The 14,751-nt window shown below is 71.0% G+C and carries 15 protein-coding genes; 6 read left to right on the forward strand and 9 right to left on the reverse strand.

The window, feature by feature from the left end; translation table 11 throughout:
* Window positions 1-527 (forward strand): phosphatase PAP2 family protein (locus tag VGL30_RS04700; protein ID WP_331537296.1); only part of this gene is annotated, 527 nt, incomplete at its 5' end.
* Window positions 528-533: 6 nt separating this feature from the next.
* On the opposite strand, the gene VGL30_RS04705 is transcribed toward VGL30_RS04700, so the two are convergent.
* The 5 genes from VGL30_RS04705 to VGL30_RS04725 form a co-directional block, all read right to left on the reverse strand.
* A complete protein-coding gene (locus VGL30_RS04705) occupies window positions 534-1,310 on the reverse strand; it encodes a molybdopterin-binding protein (protein ID WP_331537298.1) in 777 nt (258 codons plus the stop codon).
* Window positions 1,307-2,143: a cytochrome b/b6 domain-containing protein gene (locus VGL30_RS04710; RefSeq protein ID WP_331537300.1), complete on the reverse strand. Its 837-nt coding sequence runs from the start codon at window positions 2,141-2,143 to the stop codon at window positions 1,307-1,309. The genes VGL30_RS04705 and VGL30_RS04710 overlap by 4 nt, the downstream gene beginning before the upstream one ends.
* Window positions 2,144-2,191: 48 nt before the next feature.
* The gene (locus tag VGL30_RS04715) at window positions 2,192-3,148 is read right to left on the reverse strand and encodes a magnesium transporter CorA family protein (RefSeq protein WP_331537302.1); all 957 of its coding nucleotides are present in this window, start codon (window positions 3,146-3,148) and stop codon (window positions 2,192-2,194) included.
* Window positions 3,149-3,196: 48 nt separating this feature from the next.
* Window positions 3,197-3,904 (reverse strand): CHAP domain-containing protein, encoded by a 708-nt coding sequence (locus VGL30_RS04720; RefSeq protein WP_331537304.1) that lies wholly within the window; start codon window positions 3,902-3,904, stop codon window positions 3,197-3,199.
* 68 nt (window positions 3,905-3,972) lie between these two features.
* A complete protein-coding gene (locus tag VGL30_RS04725) occupies window positions 3,973-5,070 on the reverse strand; it encodes an acyltransferase (protein WP_331537306.1) in 1,098 nt (365 codons plus the stop codon).
* 359 nt (window positions 5,071-5,429) lie between these two features.
* On the opposite strand from VGL30_RS04725, the gene VGL30_RS04730 reads away from it, so the two are divergent.
* Complete coding sequence (locus VGL30_RS04730) at window positions 5,430-7,049, forward strand: MDR family MFS transporter (protein ID WP_331537308.1); 1,620 nt, start codon at window positions 5,430-5,432, stop codon at window positions 7,047-7,049.
* Window positions 7,050-7,053: 4 nt separating this feature from the next.
* Here VGL30_RS04730 and VGL30_RS04735 read toward each other — a convergent pair whose 3' ends face one another.
* Window positions 7,054-9,219 carry a primosomal protein N' gene (locus tag VGL30_RS04735; RefSeq protein ID WP_331537310.1) on the reverse strand — a complete coding sequence of 722 codons (2,166 nt, stop codon included), beginning with the start codon at window positions 9,217-9,219 and terminating at the stop codon, window positions 7,054-7,056.
* Between the two features lie 96 nt (window positions 9,220-9,315).
* Between VGL30_RS04735 and fsa the strand changes: the two genes are divergently transcribed.
* From fsa to VGL30_RS04750, 3 genes are read left to right on the forward strand one after another with little or no spacing between them, the layout of a single operon-like run.
* Window positions 9,316-9,969 carry a fructose-6-phosphate aldolase gene (gene fsa, locus VGL30_RS04740; RefSeq protein WP_331537312.1) on the forward strand — a complete coding sequence of 218 codons (654 nt, stop codon included), beginning with the start codon at window positions 9,316-9,318 and terminating at the stop codon, window positions 9,967-9,969.
* Between the two features lie 11 nt (window positions 9,970-9,980).
* On the forward strand, window positions 9,981-10,664 hold the full coding sequence (locus VGL30_RS04745) for a DUF484 family protein (RefSeq protein ID WP_331537314.1): 684 nt from the start codon (window positions 9,981-9,983) through the stop codon (window positions 10,662-10,664).
* Window positions 10,649-11,590 (forward strand): tyrosine recombinase XerC, encoded by a 942-nt coding sequence (locus VGL30_RS04750; protein ID WP_331537316.1) that lies wholly within the window; start codon window positions 10,649-10,651, stop codon window positions 11,588-11,590. Before VGL30_RS04745 ends, VGL30_RS04750 begins: the two co-directional genes overlap by 16 nt.
* A 408-nt stretch (window positions 11,591-11,998) precedes the next feature.
* On the opposite strand, the gene VGL30_RS04755 is transcribed toward VGL30_RS04750, so the two are convergent.
* Complete coding sequence (locus tag VGL30_RS04755; protein WP_331537318.1) at window positions 11,999-12,445, reverse strand: GNAT family N-acetyltransferase; 447 nt, start codon at window positions 12,443-12,445, stop codon at window positions 11,999-12,001.
* Window positions 12,442-13,851: a dihydrolipoyl dehydrogenase gene (lpdA, locus tag VGL30_RS04760; RefSeq protein ID WP_331537321.1), complete on the reverse strand. Its 1,410-nt coding sequence runs from the start codon at window positions 13,849-13,851 to the stop codon at window positions 12,442-12,444. Before lpdA ends, VGL30_RS04755 begins: the two co-directional genes overlap by 4 nt.
* A 142-nt stretch (window positions 13,852-13,993) precedes the next feature.
* On the opposite strand from lpdA, the gene VGL30_RS04765 reads away from it, so the two are divergent.
* Window positions 13,994-14,218 (forward strand): hypothetical protein, encoded by a 225-nt coding sequence (locus VGL30_RS04765; protein ID WP_331537323.1) that lies wholly within the window; start codon window positions 13,994-13,996, stop codon window positions 14,216-14,218.
* A 6-nt stretch (window positions 14,219-14,224) separates the two neighbouring features.
* Here VGL30_RS04765 and VGL30_RS04770 read toward each other — a convergent pair.
* The coding region (locus tag VGL30_RS04770; RefSeq protein WP_331537325.1) for a 2-oxo acid dehydrogenase subunit E2 at window positions 14,225-14,751 on the reverse strand (527 nt) is incomplete at its 5' end.

The following is a 14,751-nucleotide window of genomic DNA, read 5'->3' on the forward strand; positions in this document are numbered from 1 at the left end:
TCCTGAAGGACATGGCCTGCGCTGTGGGCGTCGAGCTGACGCCGCAGAACGCGCCCAGGACCACCGCCCTGGTGATCAAGGTCCTGCCCGACGTCGGCCGGGCGACCAACCGGCCGAAGGAGCTCTATAAGCGCAAGCGCCCCTACCTGATCGACGAGGGGCCGATCTGCGTGGCGAAGACCGACGACCTGGCGGCCAGCGCCGACTATCCCTCAGGCCACACCACCTGGGGCTGGACCGTGGGCCTGATCCTGGCCGAGCTCGCGCCTGACCGGTCGGTTCCGATCCTCGAGCGCGCGCGGGCCTATGGCGAAAGCCGGCTGGTCTGCGGGGTGCACAACATGAGCGCGGTGGAGGCCGGCCGCACCAACGCCTCCATCGTGGTGGCCGCACTGCACGGCTCGCCGGAGTTCCGCAAGGACCTGGAGGCCGCCCGCAAGGAGGTGGCCGCCGCGCGCAAGGCCGGCCCCGCGCCGGACGCCGCGGCCTGCGACGAGGAAGCCAAGCTTGTCGCCTCGCCGTACTGAGCGAGCTCAGATCCCGGCGTACCACTCGTAGCCGCGGTCCTCCCAGAAGCCGCCCTTGCCGCGGCCGATGGCGGCGAGGTCGGCGACCGCCTCGACGCGCATCACATATTTGGCCTGCTTGTAGCCCAGCTGCCGCTCCACCCGCAGGCGCAGCGGCGCGCCGTGGGCCACCGGCAGCGGGCGGTCGTTCATGGCGTAGGCCAGGATGGTCTGCGGATGGTGGGCGTCCACCAGGTCGAGGCTCTCGTAGTAGCGGCCGGTCCCGTCGGGGGTCTCCTCCAGGGTGTCGGCGCAGTGGAACACGACATAGCGCGCCTGCGGCTTCAGGCCGGCGCGGTCGAGCAGGGGAGAGAGCCTGGCGCCCGTCCACTTGCCGATCGATGACCAGCCCTCCACGCAGTCGTGGCGGGTGATCTGGGTGCGGGCCGGGGCGGCGCGCAGGTCGGCCAGGCTCAGCGACAGTGGCGTCTCCACCAGGCCGTCGATGACCAGCCGCCAGTCGGCGAAGCCGTTCCGCACCGCGGCCTGGTAGTCCGGGTCGCTCGGGTTGGTCGAGCCGTTGGGCCGGAAGTCGGGGGAGATGTCGGCCTCCCCGAACTCGCGGGCCAGGCTCGTGCGGGTCAGCAGCGCCCGCTGCGCCCGCAGGTTCAGCCCCTCGGCCTTCTGCAGGGTGGATTGGACCTTGGGATTGTCGTTCAGCTTGTTGCAGGCCGAAAGCCACAGGGCGCCCAGGGCCGCGCCTGCCGCCTGCAGCCAGCCGCGCCGGTCCGTCTGGCCGCTCATGCCGCGTCCCCTTCCACGTCGATGGCGTAGCGGCCGGTGATCATCGAGCGAAGATTGTTCCACAGGCCGGAGAGGACCACCATCGCCAGATGGACCAGGACAAAGGCCACGATCAGGCCGGCGCAGAGGAAGTGGACGGTCCGCGCCGACTGCCGGCCGCCGAACAGGTCCGGCAGCCAGGGCGCCGCGGCGTCGAAGCCGGGCGACATGGTCAGCCCGGTGGCCAGCATAAGCGGCAAGAGCACCAGGACCACGCCCAGGTAGGCCCCCTTCTGCAGCACGTTGTAGCGGCGGGCCTCCTCGCCCTTGGGAAACTTCAGCCGCGCGTGGGTGGCGATCTCGTGCAGCACGTGGCGCGGCGAAAGCTGGTCGCGGCTGGGCCACAGGTCACGGCGCAGGTGGCCGCCGACCAGCGCGGCCGCCAGGTAGGCCAGCCCGTTCAGCACGAAGATCCAGGCGAAGAAGAAGTGCCAGTGGCGCCCGTCCACCAGTGAGCGGTAGCCGGGGATGGTGGCCCAGGCGGGGAAGCCGCGCGGGACCTCCGCGCCCGGCTTGCCCGAATAGCCGAACAGCCCGGTGGTCTCGAAGCGGTGGCCGGCGACGGTGGTGACGCCGATGGCCCGGCCGCCCTTCTCCTCGGCGGCCATCGACAGCCACGGCCGGGCGAAAGTCGACTTGGCGCCCCAGTAGAGCGCCGGGTGGGCGTTGAAGATCTGCAGGCCGCTGAGCAGCAGCAAGCTCAGCGCCGCCACGTTCAGCCAGTGGGTGATGCGGGTGGTCAGGCCGTGCCGGTAGACCAGCAGCTTGCCCGCTTTCGACGGACGGTCGGACATGGACGGCCTCCTCCCGGGGCGCCGAAGCTTCGCACATCCCGCGGGTGCTCAGAGCATACCCCTGCGGCGGAACCACCAGTAGGGCAGGATGCCGGAGCAGACGATGGCCACCAGCGCCAGCGGATAGCCGAACGTCCAGCTCAGCTCCGGCATGTGGTGGAAGTTCATCCCCCAGATCGAGGCGCACAGCGTCGGCGGCAGGAACACCACCGCCACCACCGAGAAGAACTTGATGATGCCGTTCTGCTGGATGTTGATCAGGCCCAGCGCCGCGTCCAGCAGGAAGGCCACGTTGCCCGACAGGTAGCCGGCGTGTTCGGTCAGCGTCTGCACGTCGCGCTGCAGGGCCTTCAGGTGCGCCTTGCAGTCCTTGTCGTTCTCGATCTCCCCGGCCAGCGCCACGAAGCTCACCACGCGGGCGAGGCTGGCCAGGCTGGTGCGGGTCTTGGCGGCCAGCGACTGCGAGAAGGCCAGCGCCGTCAGCAGGGGTCGGAAGCTCTCCGACGCCTCGTGCTCGAAGATGGCGACGGAGGATTCCTCCACCTTCAGGGCGGTGTCCTCGAGGATGCCGGCCAGCCGCTCGATAACGGCGTCCAGCAGGCCGAACAGCGCTTCCACGCCGCTGGGGACCAGGGGCGCCTGCTCCGTGCGGGCGGCGAACACGGTGAAGGCCCGGATCGGCACGTAGCGGATGGTGACCAGCGTCCCGTTGGTCAGCACGAAGGTGACCGGCGCCTCCGCCGGTCGCGCGCCGCCGGCGCGCGACAGCAGGGTGGCAGTCATGAAGGTCGACCCGCCCTCCTGGTAGAGGCGGCTGGAGGGCTCGATGTCGGCCATCTCCTCGCGGGTGGGCAGCTCGACCCGCAGCGCCTGCTCGACGGCGAGCTCCTCCTCGCGGGTCGGGCATTCCAGGTCGACCCAGATGGTGTCGGCGGGCAGGCCCCAGCCCGGGACGACGGGGACCTCGACCAGGCCCGGCGTGTCGCGGCGGAGCACCTTGAGCATTCGGACCCTCCCGGCGGCAGCCCCTCATGGAGCCGCGAGCGCGGGCCGTCAACGCTCGGCGGCGGGCTTTTCGGAGCTTTGTTGCGCCGCCTGCAGCAGGGCCGCGATGCGGTCGGACGAGTCGGCGGCCTGGCTCAGCATCTGCAGCGGACCGGCGCCGGGACGGGCGGCGGCGACCATCTGGCTGGCGGCCGACTGGGCCATGTTGGCGGCGGACTGGGCCATGGAGATGGCGGTGTTCTCGGCCACGGCGAAGCCGGAGGACGCCGTGCGCCTGGAGGCGTTGTCCTGGTAGATGAAGCCGTAGGTGGGATAGGTGGTGCCGCCCAGGTCGCGGACCGGGTCGTACCACACCTTCACCGTGCTCCAGTCGCCCTGCGGCGAGACGTCGATGACGGTGACGTCCTTCTCGATCTGGCCGCGGGTCCCGTCGATGCGCGACCAGTTGGCGTGGCTGATCTGGATGACGCGGTCGGTGATCACCTGGTTCACCACGGCCACGTGGCCCAGCTTCATGCGGCCGGTGGGCTTGAAGCAGAGGACCGCGCCAGTCTTGGGCTGGAAGCCCGTCTCGTACTTGCCGGACGCCTGGCGCCACCAGGTCCAGGCGTCGCCGAAGATCTGGATGCCCGAGGCCAGACGGGCGAAGGGCACGCACTGCCAGTAGGGATCGGCGTTGGCGCCCACGGTGGGGGCTAGGCTCATCACGGCCGCGACGGCCAGGGAGCCAAGCACGGCCCTCGTCCGCTTAAGCATGCTTGAGATACTCCCCCGCACCAACTGCGCTTAGGGATAACATCGCGTGGCGGGATGAAAAGAGACTTTCAGGCATGTGCGGCCTTAGGTCGCCGCACCCGCCACGCTTCAGCCATGAGCTTCATGCGCTCGCGGGCCGGCCGCTCTACTAGGTGATAGGAGGCGGCGGCAAGTGGAATTACGGTAAACAAGAAAACTAACCACAGCCATAGTGGCAGGTGTTCGTCCTTGAGCTGCAGTAACCGCGCCATTCCATTCACGAAGACGATCTTCCATGGCACGCAGACCATGTACACTGAGTAACTGATTTCGCCCAGATAGACGAGCGGGGGGGCGCCGAACAGGTTCGAGCCGGTCTGGGCGAGGCGGGCCAGGGCCAGGATCACAATTCCGAGACCGGTCACGATAGCGGCGTCGGGCGCCCCGAGAACGACCGCGGCGACGACGCCTGCGACCGAAACGGCGGCGAGCGCCAGGGCCGCGGCCCTGTTCGAGGCGGGCCGCGCGCGCCAGAACGCGTGCAGGGCGCAGCCGTAGGCGAAGCAGGGGACGATGCGCAGGGCGCCCCAGTTGATGGTCGCCTTGGTCAGCGGAAAGCCGGCCAGGGTCTGGAAGACGGCGTAGAGGCCGACCAGGAAGGCCGCCGCAGCCACGACGGCGACGGCGGGCCGATCCTTAAGCTTCAGCGCCGCCCAGGCGAATAGCGGGAAGGTCAGGTAGGCGAACCACTCCGCCGAAATAGACCAGGAGGGATGGTTCCAGCCGGCGGCGTCCGCAAAGCCCCAGGCGTGGATGAGCAGCAGGTTCGCCGGCAGCGACTCCCAGGACAGGATGTTGCGGTCGATGGCCATGCCGGCGGCGGTGGCGACCAGCGCCACGCCGCCCAGGCCGACCAGCGTCGCCAGGTGCAGCGGGTAGACCCGCGCCAGCCGGTTCCACAGGAAGTCGCCGTAACGGAACCGCCCGTCCTCCACGCTGGTCCGGTAGACGTGGCAGAGGATGAAGCCCGAGAGGATGAAGAACAGTTCGACGCCGAGGTAGCCCTTGTCCACGAACAGCGGAGTGGAGGGCGCCGCCAGCTTCGGCCAATAGTGGAACAGCACCACCCAGAAGGCCGCGAAGAACCTCAGGGCGGTGAGCTGGCGGATATTCTGGCCGTCGGTCATGCGGTCCTCACGTCCCGTATCGGCGCCTGGCCGGCGCGTCGGCGCCCAGGCTGCAAGCCGGGCGCCGGAGCCCTTTAGTGCCTTGCAGGTCTTCAATAAGTCGTTGCGACGGTGACGCTCGCCGCCGCCGCGGCGCGCAGACGGAAATTCGCACCCGCTATAAGAACCATTTGCGTTCGGTGTAAGAAAAAAGCCTCCCGCCGGCGCAGCCGTCGTCTATGACGAAGCTATCGTCACGCTGGCGCGCCGAATCGGGCCCCGCACCTTGGGGCGCCGGAAGCCGCGGGCCGGGTCATTTGAGCCAGGGACAGGTCGTCCGCCGGCGGTCATTTCATCGTCCGGGCGCCGCATCGAACGAATTGAGCGCGATCAGCAACGACGACCGGCGCGTGACCCTCATCTCGGTGATGGTGGTGTTCGCGCTCAGCGCCATGAGCCAGACGGTGGTGGCCACGGCCATGCCGCGGATCGTGGCCGAGCTGTCGGGCCTGCACCTCTACGCCTGGGCGACCACCGCCTACATGCTGGCCTCCACCGTCACGGTGCCGATCTGGGGCAAGCTGGGCGACGTGCTCGGCCGCAAGACCGTGCTGCTCACGGGCGTCAGCATCTTCCTGGCGGGCGCCTGGCTCGCCGGCCTGGCGGGGGAGGCGGCCCACCTGCCGCTGCTGGGCGGCGGCATGACCCAGCTCATCGCCTTCCGCGCCGTGCAGGGGATAGGCGGCGGCGCGCTCTTCACCACGGCGCTGGCGATCAGCGCCGATCTTTACCCCCCGCGGCAACGGGCCAAGTTCTCCGGCCTGTTCGGCTCGGTCTACGGCGTGGCCAGCGTGGCCGGCCCGATGATCGGCGGCTTCCTGACCGACCACGGCACGGTCCACCTGTTCGGCCAGACGATCGCCGGCTGGCGCTGGGTGTTCTACGTCAACGTCCCGTTCGCCCTGCCCTCGCTGCTGCTGATCCTCTTCAAGATGCCCAGCCTGCCGGTGCGCCGGGAGGCGCGGATCGACTACCTGGGGGCGACGCTCATCGTCGCGATCTTCGTGCCGCTGCTCCTGGCCATCACCTGGGGCGGGCGCGACCATCCGTGGGTCTCGCCGCTGATCATCGGCCTCTTCCTGCTGACCGCCGCGGCGCTGGCCGCCTTCATCGTCGTGGAGCGGGCGGTCTGGGACCCGATCCTGCCGCTCGAGCTCTTCAGGATCCGCACCTTCACCACGGCCAACGGCGCCTCGTTCTTCTACGGCATGGCCTTCATGGGGGTGTCGTCCTTCCTGCCGCTCTACATGCAGGTGGGCCAGGGCGTGCCGGCGACGCGCAGCGGCCTGACCATGCTGGCGCTGATGGGCGGCATGATCATCTCCTCGACGGTGAACGGCCAGTTCGTCACCCGGACGGGGCGCTACAAGCCATTCATGATCGGCGGCGGGGCGGTATTTTTCCTGGGGGTCCTGCTGCTCACCTTCATCGGGCCCGACACCTCGACCACCGACCTGGCGTGGCGACTGCTGGTGGTGGGGGTGGGTCTCGGCCCGGGGCAGAGCCTGTTCAGCCTGGCGGTGCAGAACGCCATGCCGCCGCACCAGCTGGGCGTCGCCACCGCCTCCAGCCAGTTCGTCCGCCAGATCGGCCAGACGGTCGGCGTGGCGGTGTTCGGCGCGGTGCTGACCACCTCGCTGGCCGGCGAGATGGCCCGCCACGCGCCGTCGGGCGCAGCGGCGGCGCGCCACGTCGACCTGGGCGACCTGCAGCGCATGGCGCTGGCTCGCAAGGCCCATCCGAACGCGCTCATCCCGCCGCAGGAAAAGGCCATGGAGCGGGTGGTGCGCCAGGGCTTCTCCACGGCTATCGTCCATTGCCTCTATTTCGGCCTGGGCGTCCTGGGCCTGGGCTTCCTCATCATGCTGCAGATCCCCGAGGCGCCGTTGGTGGAGGATCGAGCCGTGGAAGCCGCCGTCGAGGAAGACGCGGCGGCCTGACGGCCTACAGGAAGCTGTAGGGGTCGATGTCGACGGCGATGCGGATCGCGCCGGGCGGCCGCACCCGGGCGCGCCAGGCGGCCATGTAGGCCGAGAGGTCGACGCCGCGGTCGGCCCGCACCAGGAAGCGCTTGCGCCGCCGGCCGCGGATCAGCCCCAGCGGGGCGTCGGCGGGGCCGTAGACCTCGGCGCCCGAGGCGTTGGGCGCGGCGCGCGCCATGGCCTGGACGAAGGCTTCCAAGGCGACGGGATCGGGGCCCGAGACCACCACCGCCGCCAGCCGGCCGAAGGGAGGCAGGCCCGCCGCCTCGCGCTCGGCCATCTCGGCGGCCACGAAGCCGTCGCGGTCCTGGGCGGCCAGCGCCTGCATCACCGGATGGTCGGGCGCCCAGGTCTGCAGGAGGGCGCGGCCCGGCCGCTCGGCCCGGCCCGCCCGGCCCGAGGCCTGAGCCAGGAGCTGGAAGGTCCGTTCGCCGGCGCGCAGGTCGCCGCCGCGCAGGCCGAGGTCGGCGTCCACCACGCCGACCAGGGTCAGGTTCGGGAAGTTGTGGCCCTTGGCCGCCGCCTGGGTGGCCACCAGGATGTCGATCTCGCCCTCCTGCATGGCGCCGATCAGCCGACGGGCTTCGCGGGCGTCGAACGCCGTGTCGGAGGAGAAGACGCCCAGCCTGGCCTGCGGGAACAGGGCGCGGGCTTCCTCCTCCACCCGCTCCACGCCGGGACCGATGGAGACCAGGCTGTCCTTGGCCCCGCAGTGCGGGCAGGCGGCCGGCTTGGGCATGGAGAAGCCGGTCAGGTGGCAGACCAGCCGGCCGGAATAGCGGTGCTCCACCAGCCAGGAATCGCTGTCCGGCGCGCAGAGCCGCTCGCCGCAGGCCTTGCACAGCACCAGCGGCGCGTAGCCGCGGCGGTTGAGGAACAGCAGCGTCTGCTCCCCGCGGGCGAAGGTCTCGCCCATGGCCGCCACCAGCGGGGCGGAGAGCCAGCGGCCGGTCTCCGGCGGCGTCTCGCGCAGGTCGACCAGGGTGATGGCCGGCAGGCGGGCCGCGCCGTGGCGGGCGGAGAGGCGCAGCCACCGGTAGCGGCCGGTCTCGGCGTTGCGCAGAGTCTCCAGAGATGGCGTGGCCGAGGCCAGCACCACGGCCGCCGCCTCGATCTTGCCGCGGGCCACGGCCAGGTCGCGGGCGTGGTAGATGAAGCCCTCCTCCTGCTTGAAAGAGCCGTCGTGCTCCTCGTCCACCACGATGAGCCGCAGGTTGCGGAAGGGCAGGAACAGCGCCGAGCGCGCGCCCACCACGATGCGGCAGCGGCCGGCGGCCGTCGCCTCCCACACCCGCCGCCGTTCGGGCGGCGCGACGTCGGAGTGCCATTCGGCCGGCGCGGCGCCGAAGCGGTCGGCGACCCGGCCGATCACCGCCTGGGTCAGCGCGATCTCGGGCAGGAGGATCAGCACCTGGCCGGCGGGGTCGCTGGCCAGGGCCGCGGCGGCGGCCTCCAGATAGACCTCGGTCTTGCCGGAGCCGGTGACGCCGTCGAGCAGCGTGACGCTGAAGCCGCCTTCGGCGACCTGGGCCTGCAGGGCCTGGGCGGTGGCGGCCTGGCTGGCGTTGAGGGACGAGCCCGGACGGGCGAAGTCCGGTTCGGCGAAGGCCGCCTCGCGCTGCGTCAGCCGGATCGCCAGCACGCCTTCGTCCAGCAGGGCCTTCACCACGCTGGCGGTGACCCCGGCCTGGCGGGCGAGGGCGGCGGGCGACAGCGGCGCGGCGCCGCGGACGGCCTGCAGCACCTTCTCCCGCGCCGGCGTCGGCCGGGCGGTGACCGTGCCGGTGGCGACGGCGATGCGCTCCGGCCGCGCGCGGGGGGCGCGAGCGCCGCGCAGGGCGATGGCCAGCGGCTGGCCCGGAGCATCCACCGAATAGCGGGCGGCCCAGGTCACGAACTCCAGGGTGCGGGGCGGCAGGGCCGGCTCGTCGAGCAGGCCCGCCACCGGCTTCAGCGGCCGGTTGCCGCCGGCGCCGTCGCGCAAGCTCATCACCACACCGCGCACCAGCCGGGGACCCAGCGGCACGGCCACCTGGTCGCCCGGGGCAAGCTGCAGGCCCTCGGGCTCGGCGTAGTCGAACGCCTCGGGAAGCGGCAGGGGAAGCAGGACGCTGGCGATACGGAGCATGGAATTCAGGTCCGCCGGCGCGCGCGCGGCAGGTCACGTTGGCGGGGCGGCGCTTGTGCCGCTACAAGCGCCTCAAGCAACCGCGAGACCCGATCCATGCAGCTCTTTCTCGACACCACCGACACGGCGATCCTGGCGGACCTGGCCGCGACCGGCCTGGTCGACGGGGTGACCACCAATCCGTCGCTGATCGCCAAGTCGGGTCGTCCCATGCTGGAGGTCATCGCCGAGATCTGCGGTCTCGTCGAGGGCCCGGTGAGCGCCGAGGTGGCCTCCACCGAGACCGAGGGCATGCTGGCCGAGGGGCGCAAGCTCGCCGGCGTGGCCACCAATGTGGTGGTGAAGATCCCGCTGACCAGGGCCGGCCTGGTGGCCTGCGCCCATTTCGGCCGCGAGGGGATCCAGACCAACGTCACCCTCTGCTTCTCCGCCGCCCAGGCGCTGCTGGCCGCCAAGGCGGGCGCGAGCTACATCAGCCCGTTCGTGGGCCGGCTGGACGACCACGGCGCCGACGGCATGTCGCTGATCGCCGAGATCCGGGCGATCTATGACGCCTACGAGTTCGACACCGAGATCCTGGCCGCCTCGATCCGCAATCCGGCGCATGTGACCGCCGCGGCCCTGGCCGGCGCCGACTGCGCGACCATTCCGCCCGGCGTCTTCACCGACCTCTTCAAGCACCCGTTAACCGAAAAGGGGCTTGAACAATTCATGAGCGACTGGGCGAAGACCGGCCAGTCGATCCTTTAGTCGGGGGACGCATGGACGCGACGCAGGCGAAGGCCGAGGATCGGGAGCCGTCGGCCGAGGCGGTGCGGCGCTACCTGCTGGACGATCCGGCCTTGCTGCGCGGGGATGCGGACCTGCTGGCCGAGCTGGGCCTGAAGGTCGACGGCGGCAATGTGGTCGAGTTCGGGCCGGCGGCGCTGGCCCGGGTGCATGCGGCGCACCGCGAGGAGAGCTTCGCCCGCCGCTACCTGGAGGCCACGGCCCAGGAGAACTTCGCCGCCCAGGCCCAGACCCACGGCGCGGTCATCGACCTCCTGGAGGCCCGCAACCACGCCGACCTGGCGCGGCGGGTGGACGAGCTCGCCCAGCGGCGCTTCGGCCTGGTGGCCGGGGCGCTGGCGCTGGAGGGGCCGGGCCGCACGCCGGCCGGCTGGCGCATGCTGGTGGCGGGCCAGGTCGACCTGATCCTGGGGGATTCGCAGCGCCTCGAGGCCATGGGCTTCCAGCCCACGGCGCTGGGCCTGTTCGGCGACCGCAGCGGCCAGGTGCAGTCCACCGCCCTGGTGCGGATGGCGATCTGGGAGCCGGCGCGGCAGGGCCTGCTGGCGTTCGGCTCGACCGATCCGCACGGCTTCACCGCCGACATGGGCGCCGAGCTGGTCGCGTTCATCGCCCGGGTGGTGGAGCGCACCGCCGAGCGATGGCCGGTCCTCTAGCCGAAACAGCCCGGACCGCGCGGGCGGCGCAGGCCGCCTGGCTGCAGCACCTTGCGCATGAGCGGCGCGCCTCGCCGCGGACGCTGGAGGCCTATGGCTTCGCGGCCCAGCGCTACATCGGCTTTCTCGAACAGCACCGGGGCGAGGGCGTGAGCCTCGCCGACCTGGGCGGGGTCACCGCCGGAGAGCTCAGAGCCTGGCTCGCCTTCCTGCGGCAGGGCGATCGGCCGCTGTCGCCGCGGTCGATGTCCCAGGCGCTGTCGGCGGTGCGGACCTTCCACCGGTTCTGCGACATCAGGCTGGATACGCCGAACCCGGGCATCGCCCTGGTGCGGGGGCCGCGCGTGAAGCCCAGCGTCCCGCGGCCGGTCAGCGAGGACCAGGCGCAGGGCATGATCGCCGAGCCTGCGCTGGATCCCGACCGCGAGGACTGGGAGGCGGCGCGGGACGCCGCGGTGCTGACCCTGCTGTACGGCTGCGGCCTGCGGATCTCCGAGGCCCTGTCGCTCACCGTGGCGGACGTCCCCCTGGGCGAGGCGATCCGCATCACCGGCAAGGGCGGCAAGACCCGCGTCGTGCCGGTGCTGCCGGCGGTCCGGGCGGCGGTGGAGGATTACCTGGCGCGGGTTCCTTATCCGGTGGCCGGCGGCGAGGCGCTGTTTCGGGCCAAGCGCGGCGGGGTCCTGAGCCCTCGCCAGGTGCAGGCGACGGTGCAGGCCCTGAGGGGCCGGCTGGGCCTGCCGGACAGCGCCACGCCGCACGCCCTGCGCCATAGTTTCGCGACGCATCTGCTGGGGGCGGGGGCGGATCTGAGGGCCATCCAGGAATTGCTGGGCCACGCCTCGCTGGCCACCACCCAGCGCTACACCCAGGTGGACGCCGCCGCGTTGCTCAGCGCCTACGCCAAGGCGCACCCGCACGCGTGAACTCACCCAGCTTCTCCCCCTTGATGGAGAAGGGCTCCTGGGTCAGCGGCTCGCGCGGCCGTCGCCTTCGACTTCGTAGCGGGTGGTGGAGGACACGGCGCAGCCGCCGACGCTGCGGAGCACGGTCAGGGTCAGGTTGGCCTTGGGCAGGTCGCCCAGCCGGTCGAGGGTCGCGCGGGGCGGGCGACGAGGCCCAGGAAGACGCTCCGCCGGTTTCAGCCGATGTGTTCCCTGACCTTCCGAAGGTCCTGCCTGAGGTCCGGGCAGGCGGCGGCCTGGACGCCGGGGAAGAGCGAAGCGGTCGCCGAGGGGCCTGGGCGAGGACGGCGGCGAGGAGGAGGGCTGTCGCGCTCATGGAAGCCTCCGGAGGTGACGGGCGAGGCTAAGCCGCCGGCTGCGCCCGGAAAGTTAACTCGCGGCCATGTCGCGGCGCAGGCGCAGCCAGGCGACGCCTGGCGGCGGGTCGCAGCCGCGCTCCTCCAAGCGGAACCCCTCGCGGCGGTAGAAGGCGCGGGCCCGCAGGTTGAGCTCCTGCACTTTCAGGGCGACGGGGCCGCCGGCGGCGGCGCAGACGTGGTCGAGCAGCGCCTTGCCGACGCCGCGCCCGCGCGGCTCGACGTAGAGCGAGTGCAGGAAGCCCGCGCGCCGGTGGAAGGCGGCGATCCCCACCAGACGGCCGTCCTCGAAGGCGGCGTAGACTTCCTCCTGGCGGGCGGCGGCGGCGAAGTCCGACGCGCGGTGGCTGCGCGGGTCGGTCCAGGTGAAGGTGGCGCGCAGCACGCGCTCGTAGAGCGCGGCGCAGGCGGGAATCTCGTGCGCCTCGGCCCGGCGGATGACCAGGCCCGTGGGCGTCAAGCCTGCATGGTCCAGCCCTCGACGCCCATGGCCGCCTGGCGCAGGGCTTCGGAGCGGGTGGGATGCGGGTGGCAGGTGCGGGCCACGTCCTCGCTGGCGGCCTTGAACTCCATGGCCACGCAGTACTCGCCGATCATCTCGCTGACCTGCGGCCCGATCATGTGGACGCCCAGCACCTCGTCGGTGGCCGCGTCGGCCAGCACCTTCACGAAGCCCTCGGTCTCGTGGTTGATCTTGGCGCGGGAATTGGCGGTGAAGGGGAACTTGCCGGCCTTGTAGGCGCGGCCCGCGGCCTTCAGTTCCTCCTCCGTCTGGCCGACCCAGGCCACTTCGGGGCTGGTGTAGACCACGGAGGGGATCACGCCGTAGTTCACGTGGCCCGCCTTGCCGGCGATGGTCTCGATGCAGGCGACGGCCTCCTCCTCGCCCTTGTGGGCCAGCATCGGGCCGTGGGTGACGTCGCCGATAGCCCAGACGCCCGGGGCGGAGGTCTTCCAGTGGTCGGTCTCGATGATGCCGCGCTTGTCCGGCGTGATCCCGACGCTTTCCAGGCCCAGGCCATCCGTGTACGGACGACGGCCGACGGCCAGCAGCACCACGTCGGCGGTGAGCGTCTCGGCGGCCCCGCCGGCCACCGGCTCGACGGTGAGGCTGACGTCCGACTTGCCGATCTTGGCGCCGGTGACCTTGGACGACAGCTTGAAGACCATGCCCTGCTTGGTCAGCGCCCGCTGGAAGGTCTTGGCGGTCTCCGTGTCCATGCCGGGGGTGATGCGGTCGAGGAACTCCACGACGGTGACCTGGGCCCCCAGCCGGCGCCACACCGAGCCCAGCTCCAAGCCGATGATCCCGGCCCCGATCACCACCAGGCTCTTGGGGACCTTCGGCAGGGAGAGCGCGCCCGTGGAATCGACGATGCGGACCTGATCGACCTCGACGCCCGCCAGCGGCGAGGGCTCCGAGCCGGTGGCGATGACGATGTTCTTGGCCTCATGGGTCTCGGACTTGCCGTCGGGACCGGCGACCTCGACCTTGCCGGGCCCGGCGATCCGGCCAGAGCCCTTCAGCCAGTCCACCTTGTTCTTCTTGAACAGGAACTCGACGCCCTTGGTGAGCTGGCCGACCGAGGTCGCCTTCTGAGCCATCATCTGGGTGAGGTTCAGGCTCGGCTTCACGTCGATGCCCAGCTCGCCGAAATGATTGGCGGCGGCGTCGTACATCTCCGAGGCGTGCAGCAGGGCCTTGGACGGCATGCAGCCGACGTTCAGGCAGGTGCCGCCGAGCGTCGCGCCGCCGTTCACGCCCTTGTCCACGCAGGCGACCTTCAGGCCGAGCTGGCCCGCGCGGATCGCGGCGTTGTAGCCACCGGGGCCGCCGCCGATGATGATGACGTCGTACTGAGCCATGGGATCCCGTACCTGCGCGCGAAAGTGCGGGCTCAGATATAGGGATTTTTCCGGCGAAGCGAGCCGTCCGGCGGCCCCTTGGGCGTGGTCTTCCGGCGCTTAGCGCGGCGTATCCTGCGGAGAGGGCGCCGACTGCGAGTCCTTGTCCGGGATGACGGCCGCGGCGTTGCTGGGCGACGGCGTCGAGGCGCTCGGCGATCCGCTGTTCATGGAACTGCAGGCCGAAAGGCTGGCAGCGGCCATCGCGGCCACAACCGTGGTCAGAAGAATCTTCCGCATGACGATGGATTTCCCGTTCGGACGGCAGGATCGCCGTCGAGGGGGCAACCACACGGCGGGTCACGCCGTTCCCAGCGCCCCGAAATGACCTAGATCAGAGGTCGAGCAGCAGGCGCTGTGGCTCCTCGATGGCTTCCTTGACGTGGACCAGGAAGGTCACCGCGCCCTGGCCGTCGACCACGCGGTGGTCGTAGCTGAGCGCCAAGTACATCATCGGCCGGATCACCACCTGGCCGCCGATGGCCATGGGGCGGTCCTGAATCTTGTGCATGCCGAGGATGCCCGATTGCGGGGCGTTGAGGATCGGGGTCGACATCAGCGAGCCGTAGACCCCGCCGTTGGAGATGGTGAAGGTGCCGCCCTGCATGTCCTCGATGGCGAGTTGGCCATCGCGGGCCTTCTTGCCGAGCGCGCCGATGGCCTTTTCGATGTCGGCCAGGCTCATGGCGTCGGCGTCGCGGACGACGGGGACGACAAGGCCTTTCTCGGTCCCGACAGCCACGCCGATATCGTAGTGGTTCTTGTAGATCAGGTCCGTGCCGTCGATCTCGGCATTGACGTCGGGGACCATCTTCAGGGCGTGGGTCACGGCGCGGACGAAGAAGCTCATGAAGCCCAGCT

The sequence above is a fragment of the Phenylobacterium sp. genome (assembly GCF_036502675.1).
In the GTDB taxonomy this organism is placed as follows: domain Bacteria; phylum Pseudomonadota; class Alphaproteobacteria; order Caulobacterales; family Caulobacteraceae; genus Phenylobacterium.

Coding starts and splice junctions, on each gene's coding strand:
- VGL30_RS04705 (WP_331537298.1), bottom strand. CDS start 1,310: ATGAGCGGCCAGACGGACCGGCGCGGCTGGCTGCAGGCGGCAGGCGCG.
- VGL30_RS04710 (WP_331537300.1), bottom strand. CDS start 2,143: ATGTCCGACCGTCCGTCGAAAGCGGGCAAGCTGCTGGTCTACCGGCAC.
- VGL30_RS04715 (WP_331537302.1), bottom strand. CDS start 3,148: ATGCTCAAGGTGCTCCGCCGCGACACGCCGGGCCTGGTCGAGGTCCCC.
- VGL30_RS04720 (WP_331537304.1), bottom strand. CDS start 3,904: ATGCTTAAGCGGACGAGGGCCGTGCTTGGCTCCCTGGCCGTCGCGGCC.
- VGL30_RS04725 (WP_331537306.1), bottom strand. CDS start 5,070: ATGACCGACGGCCAGAATATCCGCCAGCTCACCGCCCTGAGGTTCTTC.
- VGL30_RS04735 (WP_331537310.1), bottom strand. CDS start 9,219: ATGCTCCGTATCGCCAGCGTCCTGCTTCCCCTGCCGCTTCCCGAGGCG.
- fsa (WP_331537312.1), top strand. CDS start 9,316: ATGCAGCTCTTTCTCGACACCACCGACACGGCGATCCTGGCGGACCTG.
- VGL30_RS04745 (WP_331537314.1), top strand. CDS start 9,981: ATGGACGCGACGCAGGCGAAGGCCGAGGATCGGGAGCCGTCGGCCGAG.
- VGL30_RS04750 (WP_331537316.1), top strand. CDS start 10,649: ATGGCCGGTCCTCTAGCCGAAACAGCCCGGACCGCGCGGGCGGCGCAG.
- lpdA (WP_331537321.1), bottom strand. CDS start 13,851: ATGGCTCAGTACGACGTCATCATCATCGGCGGCGGCCCCGGTGGCTAC.